Raw genomic sequence first — 13,168 nt, 5'->3', positions numbered from 1 at the left:
TTCTGTTAGTCATAGCCATTGTGATATCCTCCATAAACCCTCTATAATTATATCATTTTTGGCATAATAAATGGCAGAAACGTCGACTATTTTTGGGTTTATGAAGTACGTTTCTGCCACAGATATTTTATCAGATTTTAAAAAGACTGTCGACAGTCACTTTGTCAACAGTCTGAGACAATACATTTTGTATTGTCTAATCTAATTGATTCAATTGATTTTGATAATCATTGATTTGAGAATTCAATGAATCTATTTTTGACTGTGCATCTGTTACATCTGAATTTGCACTATCCAATTTCGTCTTTGCTGATTTTAACTTATTCTGTAAAGAAGAAGTATCCGAATTCTTTTGTGCTGCACTTAATGCCGATTTTGCATTAGCCAAAGCCGATTTTGTTGTGTTTACATTATCAACCAATCCCTGATGTTCAGCATATAATTGCTGTAACTCTGTATATTGATCTTGCGTTAATTGGCTATTTGGAATTTGCTCCAATTCACTACGACGATTCTCACATGCCTGTAGCGCACTTTGTGCATTATCGTAATCCGCTTGTGCACTAATTACAGCACTTTGAGCATCGCTTACACCACCACCTGCAGAATCAATCTGAGACTGTAATGAATCGACATCACTTTGAGCATCAGATTGTGCCTTTTGTGCATTTTCTAATTCTGATTGTGCACTCAACAACTGCTTTTTAAGATCATTGATTTTTTGTTTCAACTGCGCTTTCTTTTCAGCAATTTCAGTGTTGTTGTTGTCTTTTTTCGTACTTGTCTTCTTATTTGCACTCGCAAGTAATTCATTGAAAGTTTTACCGGTAGCCTCTTCTAAGATTTCATCAATCTTTTCTCTTTGTTTACGCGTTAAACTGTTATATTTACTTTCAAAATCAATAATTTTCTTTTGGTCACTTGAAGATAAATCATCATAGTTGTTTGCAAAATCTAATAATTCCTGGTAATTCTTCTTTTGAACCTCCGATGTTTTTTCATCAGAACTAGACAATCCACCAGTCATTAGTTTCATACCACCAAATATCAATAATGAAACCAACAATACACCTACAACACCTAAGGCAACATACATTCCAGTTTTAGAATGGCTCTTTTTTGGTGCTGATTTCTTTTTGCTTGGCTCTTTTTTCTTGTTGATTACTTCTCTTTTTAATTGAGGACCCTTACCCTCCTCTAACAAAGACTGAATTTCATCATCATCAATCACAACAGTTTGATTTGTAGAATCTGCTTCCTGTTTTAAATCATCCGCATTCCACATTACTGTACGTGTTGCAGAAAGATCTTCTTTTGGCTCATATAAATCCTTTGATCCAACCACAAACGTATCTCCTAGTGAAGGTTCCTCTTTTTTTGCTTGAAACGGAATTTCCGGTTCAGGTTTATGTTTTTCTACTCGACTACGAGTTTGATTCTTTGTGAATTGATCCATTTTTTGTTCTAACGTATCTTCCTCGTTTGTTTGAAATGAATCTAATAATTGAGAAATCTCATCATTCTCATTCTTTCTTTTCTTATCCATAGCTTCTATCGCCCCTTCTAGACTATTTTACCAAAACCCCTTTGATTTGACCACTATGTTTTCTTGATTTGCCAAAATCCAAAGTGGATGTGCCGCTAAAACAAACATGCAGTCCGGATGAATCAACTGCTTTGCGGCCAATAGTGTACTTCCAGTTGTACAAACATCATCCACCAACAATATTTTCTTTTTAGGCAATGGATACAATTGTTTCAAGCTCAATACATTCTTAATTTGTGATCTTTGCAATTTTGTAGCTGAAGACTGCTTTATATCCTTCTTTTTGTAGAAAGGAGAATGAACAAAAATATCTAACGACGAATACATTTCAATAGCTGGTTCAAATCCCCTTTCCATACGTTTTGCATCACTACTACATAAAGTACAGACACAATATTTTTTAAAAGTTTTCTTTAAATATAAGTGTTCACACAAAAAAATATCTTTTAATACAACATCCCTTTGTTCCTTATATTGAAAAAACAACCTCTCTAAAAACTCATCATACTCATAGAGAACATATAAAGGAATACCATCTATATTATAGACTTGTTTATGTAGCTTGAAATTTTTTGAACAATCTGGACATATCAAAAGATCATTATAAAAGAAAATCTCAAAATTGCGAATTTCACTCATTTTTTTGTGGCAACATAAACAGTATCGTTCATCTTCGTAATTTGACTCACACAATCTTTGATAGATTCGCTTGAAGCTTGACATAAACACACACCCTTTCCCTCTGGATCTTTAAAACTTCGTCCCACACGCCCAAAAATCTGAATAAGACTGGCCGTGGTAAAGACTGAATGATCTCCTTTAAAAACAACAACTTGAACGCTTGGAATCGTGATTCCTCTTTCTAATAGTGTGGTACAAACTAGTGCACTCAATTCTTTATTACGAAAGCAATCTAAAATTTTATCTTTATTTTGTGTAGAAGAATGAATAAAATCTGTCTTTACGAATACATTTAGAATCATCTTCATCCACTTTCCATCATTTTTTCGAGGGACAAAAACCAATGTTTGTTTTCCCTCTTTTTGGAATTTTACGCACAAATAAATTACAATCCATACTTGAATTAAAATAGATACCTGTATCACTTTAGGCACAATCAATGGGTGTTTATGTGGCCTTTCAAACAAACACACAAGCTCTATTTTCTTTTGTTTCACAAGTTCCATACTCTCTTTGTCTGGTGTTGCACTCAACATTAGTTTTTGTCCTACACACGCCTGATTCGCTATGGCCTGAAGTACTTCGTTGCCCACAAAAGGAAAGGCATCTAACTCATCTAAAATTAATAAATCAAAGGCATATGGATAACGATACAACTGGTGTGTAGTACATACAATAAGGTCTGCATCTGTAACTTGGGTATATCCTTGAGCCACTTCACATACACTTAATTCAGGAAACGCTCTCCGCAAACGATTTGCGATTTCAAGAACAACCTGTCTTCGACTGATTGCAAACCCTACTTTCTTTCCTTGTGCTAAATATCCACAGATACTTTCAAAACAAATTTCTGTTTTGCCTGGCACCTGTACTGGCGTAAAGTATTACGTCTTTTCCTTTACTTAAATATTGATATACTTCGTGACTTGCACATTTTTGCGAAGCAGTAAGTTCATAATCAAGTTTAGGTTTACCCTTCCACGTTCTATGCTTCAATTTAACAGGATTTATTTTTTCATTAACCTCCAACCTAGAAAAATCAATGCATTTACGACAATAATAAACTCCATGATCATACGCAAATAATTTAGGATCTTCATTTTGACATCGATTACACTTCATATACTCTTATACGAAAAAAAAGTGCAAATTTTTGCACTTTACTTAAAAATTTCAGATTTTTTTATTCTTTCTGCCGCTTTTTGGATATCCTCAATATCTTGAACAAGAGCTAAACGCACATATCTAGTACCATGAACGCCAAAAGCCTGGCCAGGTGTAACGACAACACCTGTTTTTTCCATCAAATCTTTTGTGAAGGCATATGAATCTTCATATTGATCTGGAATTCTTGCCCATGCGAACATTGTTGCAGGACTCTTATTAATATGCCATCCTACTTCATCGAATGCTTCACATAGAGCATCTCTTCGATCTTGATAAGCCTGACAAGTTGAGTGAATACTTGCGCCTCCATGTCTTAGTGCTTCAATACCTGCATATTGTATAGGTAAGAAGATTCCATAATCCATATTTGATTTAAGAGTATTGTAACAATCAATCACTTCTTTATTACCAACACATACACCAAGTCTTGCACCGGCCATTCCATATGTTTTCGAGAAAGAATTCAATTCAATTCCTATTTCTTTAGCTCCTTCAAAAGATAAGAAGCTCTTTCCTACTTTACCATCGAATACAAGTTCACTATATGCATTATCGTGTAAAACTACAATATCATATTTCTTTGCAAACTGAATCAACTCTTCATAGAATGAATCTGGTGCTATAGCACAAGTTGGATTGTTTGGATAAGATACAATCATCATCTTCGCTTTTTTCGCAATTTCTTCATCAATTTGATCCAATTGAATGACATAGTTATTCTCTTGCAACAAAGGCATATATTCAACTTTAGCCCCTGCAATCTTTGGTCCATCACTAAAAATTGGATAATAAGGATCTGGCACCAACACAATATCACCTGGATCACACATAGCTAAAAACAATGTACTTAAAGCTTCTTGAGATCCTTGTAGACAGATCATTTCATCATATGTTAGCTCTACATTATAACGGTTCTTATACCAATCGTGGATTGCTGATTTCATTTCAGGTAATTCATTGATCGCATACTTATAGTTTTCTGGAACCATAATTGATTCTTGCAGTACCTTCATAATAGATGGTTCAGGCGCAATATTTGGCGATCCAACTGAAAAATCAATTGTTTCATTTCCTGTTCTTTGTGTATAATCCAGCTTCATATTTTTCAATTCTGTAAATATAGAAGATTGAAATACATCCATTCTTTTAGCTCTTTTCACTTTAATACACCTCTCTATTTTTAATTCATTGTCTTTATTATAAACGTAGCAATAGAAGTTTTCAAATACCACAGTTATTTCTTGTGTACATTCAATCATTTTAATATAACCAAGCAAGCTTTAAACGCCTATTTTAAAGGATATTTAATTTTTTAATAGCGTTTTTTTATAACCAAATTAAAAAAAACAGTGCCATTTCTGACACTGTCATTATATTTCTACTTCAAACCATATTTCTTGTTAAATTTCTCAATACGTCCCTGAGCAGCAGCGAAACGTTGACGACCTGTGAAGAATGGGTGGCAGTTACTGCAAGTATCTACACGTAATTCATCACCTTTGATTGTACTACCTGTTTCGAATTCTGCACCACAAGATGTACAGATACATTTAACTTTATGATAATTAGGATGAATTCCTTGTTTCATATCGATGTATCCTCCTTCCGCCTTAAGTCATATTGACCCAAAGTAAGTGCTATACAATTATAGCAAGCCTTTTTTCAAATCGCAAGATGTTTTTTTAAAATTGAATCATCTGCTTTTTCAAACCATTCGCGAACCAATTGAACAGTATCTTTTAAGCATCCAGATTCGAAAGGAACCTTTAATCCTGCTTCTTTTACAATTTTTCTGAACGGCAATGTTCCACCAATCTTACAAATGTGTTTATAGTCTTCAAAAGCCTTTTTGTCATTCTTTTGAATACGAGCCCAGAACTGCAGCGCGCATACTTGAGCTAATGTGTAATCAATATAATAGAATGGATCCATGAAAATGTGAAGCTGACGCATCCACCATCCACCTTTTTCTAGAATATCAATACCTTCATAGTTTTTATGAGGCAAATATTGTTTTTCCAACTTTCTCCAAGTAGCCAATCTTTCTTCACAAGACATTTCTGGTTTTTCATATACTTCATGCTGGAAGTGATCCACTAAAACTCCATAAGGCAAGAACTTAACCGCTCCTGACAAATGATTGAAGTAATATTTATCTACATCTTCTTCAAAGAAAGATTTCATCCATGGATATGTAAAAAATTCCATAGACATAGAGTGGATTTCACAAGATTCATAAGTAGGCCATACACAATCAATAGGGAAAATATCTTTACTTGAATATACTTGGAAAGCATGTCCTGCTTCATGTGTTAGTACTTCAGCATCATGGCTTGTCTGATTAAAGTTTGCGAAGATGAATGGAGATTGATAATTTGGAATGAATGTACAATATCCACCAGCTGCTTTACCAGGCTTTGAATCTAGATCTAGCAATTCTCTTTCTGTCATAAATTCAAAGAATTCACCTGTTTTAGGATCTAGTTCTTGATACATCTTTAATGCACGTTTGACTAATTCTTCACGACTATATTTAGGCGCTGGATTTCCTGAAGTGAATTCAAACTTTTCATCCCAAGCATGCAAAGTATCATAACCCAAACGTTTTTGTTGACGAGCATACAACTCATTATCTAATGGAACAACATCTTCTAATACTTGTTTACGATAGTTTTCTACATCATTTTTATTGTAGTCAAAACGCATCATGCGATAGTAACCAAGTTCGATATAGTTTTCATATCCTAATTTCTTGGCCATACGCGTACGCACATGCACTAATTGATCATAAACTTCACCAATTTCTTTAGCATGTTCGTCATACCATCCCCAATAGGCTTGCATTGCACGTTTACGAGTATCTCTGTCTTTATCATTTGTCTTTACTTCTAAAGCAGCAAGAGTATATGTTTCTCCATCAAACTCAATTTGTGCACTCGCAATGATTGCTTGGTATTTAGAAGCTAATTTATTTTCTTCCTGCATTTCAGGAATGATAATTGGATCAAACGATTTCTCTTCCATTTCTCTTTGTAAGAAATATGTTTCTGGTACTTCTTTCTTTAATTCAGATACAAAAGAACTTTCCATTACAGCCTTATTACAATTCACAATATCTTCCTTTAATACGGGAAGCATTTCATTTAAAAAGTCATTTTCTTTTGTATAATATTCATCTCTTGTATCTACTGTATGACGCACTTCAACAAGAGTCTGATTTGTGTTGATATATTTATTTACGTCATTCAATTCAATAAACGCATTTTTAAAATCATCATAAGAAGCTGCATTCTGTAATTTTGAACAAATCGCCTTTAATTGTGCCTGCAAAGCTTCAATATCCATATGTTCATATTTATAATCTGTAAATTTCATATCTTTCTCCTAAAAAAATAGAGAAGCCGAAAGCTTCTCGTATTATGCAAAGATGGCATTCCAACCAAAAATTAATAGCGCTAAAACAACAATGGCACCTAATAAAATTGGCCAGAATGTACTACTAGCTGCAATTAATAAGGCTAGAAAATCCCCTTTTTCAAGACGATCTTCTTTACCTTTTTGTTTATCTTTTTTTTCTAACATCTCACGCATAGATGGGCGTTTAGACATTAGAATTCACCTCCAAAGTGACACTTAACAAAGTGATTTGGCTTAACCTCTTTTGTTGCTGGTTCTTGTTCACGACAAATATCTTTCGCAAATGGGCAACGAGGGTTGAATTTACATCCCTTAGGAATGTTTACGTTACTTGGAATTTCACCTTGAATAACTTGCATTTCTTTACGTTTTGTAGGGTCTGGTAAAGGAATTGCACCAATCAACGCTCTTGTATAAGGGTGTTGAGGGTTAGAGTAAATTTCATTCTTATCTGCAAGTTCCATCATACTACCTAAATACATTACACCTACACGGTCAGAAATGTGTTTTACAACTGACAAGTCGTGTGAAATGAAGATATAAGAAATGTTCTTTTCTTCTTGCATATCTTTCATTAAGTTGATGATTTGTGATTGGATAGAAACGTCCAATGCACTTACTGGTTCATCACAAATAATGAAGCTTGGATCTAACGCTAATGAACGTGCGATACCAATACGTTGTCTTTGTCCACCTGAGAATTGGTGAGGATAACGATAGCAATAGTAGCTTGGCAAACCACAACGGTCCATTAGGTTTTTAACATATGCATCTAGTTCTGGACCACGTTTGAATTTTCCGTGAGCAATCAATGGTTCAGCCAAAATATTGAATACAGTCATACGTGGATTCAATGAAGAATATGGATCCTGGAAGATAAACTGCATTTCTTCACGTAAAGCACGCATTTCTTTACGAGATTTTTTTGCTACATCTTCACCTTCGAAGATTACCTCTCCGCTTGTTGGTTCATAAAGACGAATGATTGTACGACCTAAAGTAGATTTACCACATCCTGATTCACCTACTAGACCTAATGTTTCACCTTCGTATAAGTCGAAAGTAATATCATCTACGGCCTTAACACATGGGTCGCCTTCTTTAAATTTTCCTTTTTTTAGAGGGAAGTATTTTTTTAAGTGTTTTACTTCAAGAATTTTTCTTTTTTCTGCCATGACTATCCCTCCTGTTTCATTTCTTCTTCAACTTTGAAGCACCATACGTGGTGACGTGATTTAACTTTTGTATCTACTGGTTGACCTTCTTTACAACGATCTGTTACATATGGACAACGATCTGCAAAGTAGCATCCTTTTGGTAAATACAATGGGTTAGGTACACTACCTTCAATTGTATTTAAACGTTTACCTTCTTCAGCTAATGAAGGCATTGAATTCATTAATCCAATTGTATATGGGTGTTTAGGGTTGCTGAACAATTCTTCAACTGGAGCTGTTTCAACAACTTTACCTGCATACATAACGTTAACGTTATCGGCAACCTGAGCAACTACACCTAAGTCGTGTGTGATCAACATGATAGATGTACCTGTTTCATTCTTCAATTTGTTCATTAAAGAAAGAATCTGAGCCTGAATTGTAACGTCTAAAGCTGTTGTAGGTTCATCGGCAATCAATAATTTTGGATGACAAGATAAAGCCATCGCAATCATAACACGCTGACACATACCACCTGATAATTGGAATGGATAGTTATCAACAACTTTTTCTGGACGAGAAATACCAACTTCTGCCAACAAATCAATTGCACGTTGTTTAGCTTCTTCTTTAGAAACTTCTTCGTGCGTCAAAATGTTTTCCATAATCTGATCCCCAACTGTAATAACTGGGTTCAAACTTGACATTGGTTCCTGGAAAATCATAGAGATTTCGTTACCACGAATGTGACGAATTTGTTCATCTGTAGCTGTAGCTAAGTTTAAACCATCTTCATCACGGTCTACATTTCCCATATATACGATTTTTGATCCAGGCATAATTTCTCCTGGTTCACTAACTAAGCCTAAAATAGACATGGCAGTTACTGATTTACCACAACCTGATTCACCTACAATCGCAAGTGTTTCATTTTCATACATTGTAAAGTGGTTTCCATCAACTGCTTTTGAATCACCTTTTTTTGTATGGAAGTATACACGAAGGTCTTCCACTTTAATTACTTTTTTATTTACAGACATTGTGTATCCTCCTTACTACTGTAATTCTTTAGGGTCGAATGCATCACGCAATCCTTCACCAATTAAGTTGATTGAGATTACAGTTAACAAACACATTAAACCTGCAGGCATCCATTCCCAAGGATAGTTTTGGAACACGTAAGAATCACGTGCTAAGTTCATTAAGTTACCCCAAGAAGGAGTTGGTGCAGTCACACCCATACCTAAGAATGATAAACCAGCCTCAGTCAAAATAGCACTTGCCATTTGTAGTGTAGCATTTACGATTACTAAAGAAATAACGTTTGGAAGTAAGTGTTTAAAGATTTTTGAGAAATCTGAAATACCCAAAGCTTCACAAGCTTGCATAAATTCTTGTTCACGCAAAGTCAAAATCTGTCCACGAACTAAACGTGCTAGTCCTGGCCATGATAATAAACCAATTAATAATGATACAGTATACATTTTTTGACTCTGTGGAACCCACAACATAGTTGAGGCAACCGCGATAATCATTGGTGTAAATGGTAATGAATAAACGATTTCTGCAAAACGCATTAATATGTTATCTAATTTTCCACCATAATATCCTGAGATACCACCAATTGTACATCCTAAGATGACAGTGATAACAGCAGCAATAATACCAACCATGATAGAGATTCGTCCACCTAAGAATAAACGGAATAAGCAGTCACGACCTTGTTTATCTGTACCCAATAAGTGTTCTCCACCTGGAGCTAAATTAGGATTTGATAAATCATAGTCATTAACGCTATATCCAAGCATTAGTGGTATAACAATAACAGCAACAACAATTAATACAAAAACAATCAAACCAGCCATGGCAACACGGTTTTGTTTGAACTTACGCCATGCTATGGTCCAAGGACCTATAGATTCGATTTTTTCGCCAGATTCTAATACTACAGCATCTTTTTTAGCCATCTATAGTTCCCTCCTATTCATCTACCTTGATACGTGGGTCAACTAACGTATAACAAACGTCAGACAATAAGTTACCTAACAACATCAATAAGGCACTAAACATCAAACAAGCCATTACTAAAGAGTTATCACGTTGGTTGATCGCATCAATTAACACTTTTCCAATTCCTGGCCAGATAAATACAGATTCCAAGATTACGGCTCCTGAGAATAATGATGGAATGTATAATCCTAGTAATGTTACTAAAGGAATCTGTGCATTTTTAAATGCATGTTTGTAGATAACAGTCTTTTCTTTAAGACCTTTTGAACGTGCTGTACGAACATAATCCATATTGATGACTTCAACCATAGAGTTACGTACATAACGTGAGAATGACGCAAATGAACTAAACGCCAATACGATTACAGGTAAAATTGAGTGTAAAGCAATATCTCCAATTTCTTGGAAAATACTTGAGTAACCAAAGCTTGATAGCATTGTGTCACGCATTCCGTTGATAGGCATACCTGGAATCTGCAAACCAACGAAGAAAATTAATACTAAGGCAAAGAAGAATGTTGGAACACTTATTCCTAACAATGAGAATACAGTCCAGAAGTTATCAAACACTGTACCTTTCTTTACTGCCTGTTTTATTCCAACTGGAATGGCAAAAATCAAAGCCACAATTAATGATACAACATTCAAATAGAATGTATTCCATACATAGTCACCAATAATAGTTCCAACTGGTTTTTTAAGGGTAATACTTGATCCTAAATCTCCTGTACACATACGTCCAACCCAACGTACATATTGTTCAGGTAACGATTTATCCAATCCTAACAACTCACGAACGTGATCACGTTGCTCTTGTGTAACCTTTGAACCGGCTCCAAAATAAGCTGTTACCTCATCACCTGGCATCGCCTTTACTGTACCGAAAATAACGATTGAAATGATGAAAAGGACAGGAATCATCGCTAAAATTCTTTTAAATACATACTTTAGCATAGTTATCGATCCTTTCTATCCACTAAATGCATATAAGAGCAAGTCAATACGGCTTGCCCTTAATTTTATAAACAATCCACGAGTTTTTCATGTAGACTATTTAACGTTGCCATGTTTCTGTTAATGAACATTTGTCCTTTAACATCAACTATTTTAACACACCTTTGTGCAAATTTTAAATTATTTTACAGTAATTGTATCCATTGATTGAGACCAGTTACGTAATGTTCCTGTTCCAGTCATGTCAACTTTCTTATTGTAAAGGTTGAACATCATACCTGAGTAAACTGGCATGTATCCTGCATCATCAGCAGCCATCTTCATAGCTTCAGCATAATCAACTTTTGATTGTTTTTCATCAGAATCAGCACGAGCTTTTGTCAATTGATCAATCAATGCTTGATCATTGATACGAGAGTAGTTATTTACAGCCATGTTAGCTGGAACATTTGTATATGAATCATTAGCTGAACTATCTTGGTTACTTGTGAAACTAGTAGCTAAGAAACACATATTCCACTCACTATCGTGACTAGTATCTTGAATGTTACTTAATAATGTAGAGAAATCAACTGTAGTTTGTTTTAAGTCAACACCTAAATCTCCCCAAGTTTTCTTAACAATAGGAATTAAAGTTTCAAGTACTGAGTTACCTTCTGACAATAAGAATTTGATTTCTAATTTTTGTCCGTCTTTTTCACGGATTCCATCAGCACCACGAACCCAACCAGCTTCATCTAATACTTGGTTCGCTTTATCCATGTCAAATGCATAAGTATTTAATCCATCGATTGTTTCTTCGTTACGAACAACGGCACCAAGGCTTTCTGATGCTGGATTCCAGTACGCAGCTGGTACATATCCACCTTTAACTTTTTTAACTTCGTCACTTGCTTTTTTATCCCATCCGAAGTATGAATCACAGAATCCTTGACGATCTGTCGCATACATCAATGCTTGACGTACTGCTTTATCAGCTGTAGCTCCATTGTTAGCGTTCATAGCTACGAAACCAACAGCACCACGAGTATAGTAGTTGAATGCCATGTTGTCATCTTGACTCGCTTCACTAACTTTATTTGTTTCAATTACTTCTGGAATTAAATCAACTGTTCCTTTTTTCAATTCAGAAACTTCTGTAGTTACATCTGTTTTCTTCATAACAATACGATCTACTTGGTATTTTCCCTTTTCAGGTTTGAATTCTTCATTACGAACAAATGAAGCTCCACTTGCTTTATCATAGCTCTTTAATTGGTAAGCACCAGAACCACAAGTTTCTTCTTGGTTCTTTTCTACAACACTTACTTTACCTTGTTTATATTTTGAGTAGTGATCAGCACTAGTGATTCCCATTGCCCCAAATGTTGAGACTGCATCGATTTGCGGTGAAACTAAATGGAATACTACTGTGTAATCATCTGGAGTTTCAATACCAGTTAATTCTTTAGCAGCTCCGCTATTATATTCTTTATATCCTACTAGGTTTTCCAATCCACCACCATTAGGACCAGCATAGCTTGGGTCAGCTAATGTTGCGAATGTAAATTTAACGTCTTTTGCTGTTACTTCAGTTCCATCACTGAATTTGTGTCCTTTTTCCAATTTGTAAGTTACTGTTAAACCATCTTCACTTACTTCTGGTAAATCTTTAGCCAATACTGGTTCCAATTCGTTATCCGCATTGTACTTTAACATTGATTCGTAGCATAAGTTTACTACATATTGATCATAAGCACTTGATGCATATTGAGGTGTAAACTGTCCTGTTAAACTTTGGTTTACAGATACTGTTAATGTTTTGGCGTCACTGCTAGATCCGCCTGAACATGCTACTAAAGTAGAAGCCATTGCTACAGATGCTAAACCAGCAACAATTCTTTGTTTATTCATTTCTCTTTCCTCCTATAGTTTTGCTCACTATGTGTGATGAAATTATACTATGTTAGAAACACGTTTTCAAGGGTTTAAGAAATAAATTTACATACAAATTTACATTTATGTATATTTTTCATGAACAAAACACAGCATTTTGTCTTTATATCAAGCGTTTTCTTTGTATTCGCTTTCATTTGGCTTTTCGTATTTCATCCACAAACATTTGTCTATGTACACTAGATTTTTATGTAAATTATGAAAATTTAGTTCAATTTTAAATCCAATCCTCATTTATTCATATCTCTCTCCTAATAATAAACAAAAGAAACTATTCTAGACGCCAACACTAGAATGGTTT

The 13,168-nt window shown here is 34.8% G+C and carries 13 protein-coding genes; all 13 read right to left on the bottom strand.

What is annotated here, in order from left to right; translation table 11 throughout:
• Positions 1 to 196: 196 nt before the first annotated feature.
• Complete coding sequence (locus tag FYJ55_RS01415) at positions 197 to 1,546, bottom strand: coiled-coil domain-containing protein (protein ID WP_154555316.1); 1,350 nt, start codon at positions 1,544 to 1,546, stop codon at positions 197 to 199.
• Between the two features lie 27 nt (positions 1,547 to 1,573).
• Positions 1,574 to 2,185: a ComF family protein gene (locus FYJ55_RS01410; protein WP_118116146.1), complete on the bottom strand. Its 612-nt coding sequence runs from the start codon at positions 2,183 to 2,185 to the stop codon at positions 1,574 to 1,576.
• Complete coding sequence (locus tag FYJ55_RS11385; protein ID WP_270500095.1) at positions 2,182 to 3,093, bottom strand: helicase-related protein; 912 nt, start codon at positions 3,091 to 3,093, stop codon at positions 2,182 to 2,184. The genes FYJ55_RS01410 and FYJ55_RS11385 overlap by 4 nt, the downstream gene beginning before the upstream one ends.
• A complete protein-coding gene (locus FYJ55_RS10900; protein WP_199593118.1) occupies positions 3,065 to 3,349 on the bottom strand; it encodes a hypothetical protein in 285 nt (94 codons plus the stop codon). The genes FYJ55_RS11385 and FYJ55_RS10900 overlap by 29 nt, the downstream gene beginning before the upstream one ends.
• 38 nt (positions 3,350 to 3,387) lie before the next feature.
• A complete protein-coding gene (locus tag FYJ55_RS01400; RefSeq protein WP_279142259.1) occupies positions 3,388 to 4,554 on the bottom strand; it encodes an aminotransferase class I/II-fold pyridoxal phosphate-dependent enzyme in 1,167 nt (388 codons plus the stop codon).
• A 218-nt stretch (positions 4,555 to 4,772) separates the two neighbouring features.
• Positions 4,773 to 4,982, bottom strand: a complete 210-nt coding sequence (gene rpmE / locus FYJ55_RS01395; protein WP_003865737.1) for a 50S ribosomal protein L31 — start codon at positions 4,980 to 4,982, stop codon at positions 4,773 to 4,775.
• Between the two features lie 74 nt (positions 4,983 to 5,056).
• Positions 5,057 to 6,769, bottom strand: coding sequence for a M3 family oligoendopeptidase (locus tag FYJ55_RS01390; RefSeq protein ID WP_154555315.1), 1,713 nt, complete (start codon positions 6,767 to 6,769; stop codon positions 5,057 to 5,059).
• A gap of 42 nt (positions 6,770 to 6,811) precedes the next feature.
• Positions 6,812 to 7,003 carry a hypothetical protein gene (locus tag FYJ55_RS01385; RefSeq protein ID WP_154555314.1) on the bottom strand — a complete coding sequence of 64 codons (192 nt, stop codon included), beginning with the start codon at positions 7,001 to 7,003 and terminating at the stop codon, positions 6,812 to 6,814.
• Complete coding sequence (locus FYJ55_RS01380; protein ID WP_117571433.1) at positions 7,003 to 7,986, bottom strand: ABC transporter ATP-binding protein; 984 nt, start codon at positions 7,984 to 7,986, stop codon at positions 7,003 to 7,005. Before FYJ55_RS01380 ends, FYJ55_RS01385 begins: the two co-directional genes overlap by 1 nt.
• Positions 7,987 to 7,988: 2 nt before the next feature.
• Positions 7,989 to 9,008, bottom strand: a complete 1,020-nt coding sequence (locus FYJ55_RS01375) for an ABC transporter ATP-binding protein (protein WP_154555313.1) — start codon at positions 9,006 to 9,008, stop codon at positions 7,989 to 7,991.
• 15 nt (positions 9,009 to 9,023) lie between these two features.
• Positions 9,024 to 9,935 carry an oligopeptide ABC transporter permease gene (gene opp4C / locus FYJ55_RS01370; RefSeq protein WP_154555312.1) on the bottom strand — a complete coding sequence of 304 codons (912 nt, stop codon included), beginning with the start codon at positions 9,933 to 9,935 and terminating at the stop codon, positions 9,024 to 9,026.
• Positions 9,936 to 9,948: 13 nt separating this feature from the next.
• A complete protein-coding gene (locus FYJ55_RS01365) occupies positions 9,949 to 10,932 on the bottom strand; it encodes an ABC transporter permease (protein WP_118116155.1) in 984 nt (327 codons plus the stop codon).
• A gap of 180 nt (positions 10,933 to 11,112) precedes the next feature.
• A complete protein-coding gene (locus FYJ55_RS01360; protein ID WP_154555311.1) occupies positions 11,113 to 12,825 on the bottom strand; it encodes an ABC transporter substrate-binding protein in 1,713 nt (570 codons plus the stop codon).
• Positions 12,826 to 13,168: the final 343 nt, after the last annotated feature.

It is taken from the genome of Holdemanella porci, from assembly GCF_009696075.1.
GTDB classification, from domain to species: Bacteria; Bacillota_I; Bacilli_A; order Erysipelotrichales; family Erysipelotrichaceae; genus Holdemanella; species Holdemanella porci.
The sequence above is the reverse complement of the archived record's forward strand: the minus strand, read 5'-3'. Positions and strand labels throughout refer to the sequence as shown.

Excerpts from the sequence above, each read along its gene's own strand:
- FYJ55_RS01415 (WP_154555316.1), bottom strand. The coding sequence starts at position 1,546 with ATGGATAAGAAAAGAAAGAATGAGAATGATGAGATTTCTCAATTATTA.
- FYJ55_RS01410 (WP_118116146.1), bottom strand. The coding sequence starts at position 2,185 with ATGAGTGAAATTCGCAATTTTGAGATTTTCTTTTATAATGATCTTTTG.
- FYJ55_RS10900 (WP_199593118.1), bottom strand. The coding sequence starts at position 3,349 with ATGAAGTGTAATCGATGTCAAAATGAAGATCCTAAATTATTTGCGTAT.
- rpmE (WP_003865737.1), bottom strand. The coding sequence starts at position 4,982 with ATGAAACAAGGAATTCATCCTAATTATCATAAAGTTAAATGTATCTGT.
- FYJ55_RS01390 (WP_154555315.1), bottom strand. The coding sequence starts at position 6,769 with ATGAAATTTACAGATTATAAATATGAACATATGGATATTGAAGCTTTG.
- FYJ55_RS01385 (WP_154555314.1), bottom strand. The coding sequence starts at position 7,003 with ATGTCTAAACGCCCATCTATGCGTGAGATGTTAGAAAAAAAAGATAAA.
- FYJ55_RS01380 (WP_117571433.1), bottom strand. The coding sequence starts at position 7,986 with ATGGCAGAAAAAAGAAAAATTCTTGAAGTAAAACACTTAAAAAAATAC.
- FYJ55_RS01375 (WP_154555313.1), bottom strand. The coding sequence starts at position 9,008 with ATGTCTGTAAATAAAAAAGTAATTAAAGTGGAAGACCTTCGTGTATAC.
- opp4C (WP_154555312.1), bottom strand. The coding sequence starts at position 9,935 with ATGGCTAAAAAAGATGCTGTAGTATTAGAATCTGGCGAAAAAATCGAA.
- FYJ55_RS01365 (WP_118116155.1), bottom strand. The coding sequence starts at position 10,932 with ATGCTAAAGTATGTATTTAAAAGAATTTTAGCGATGATTCCTGTCCTT.
- FYJ55_RS01360 (WP_154555311.1), bottom strand. The coding sequence starts at position 12,825 with ATGAATAAACAAAGAATTGTTGCTGGTTTAGCATCTGTAGCAATGGCT.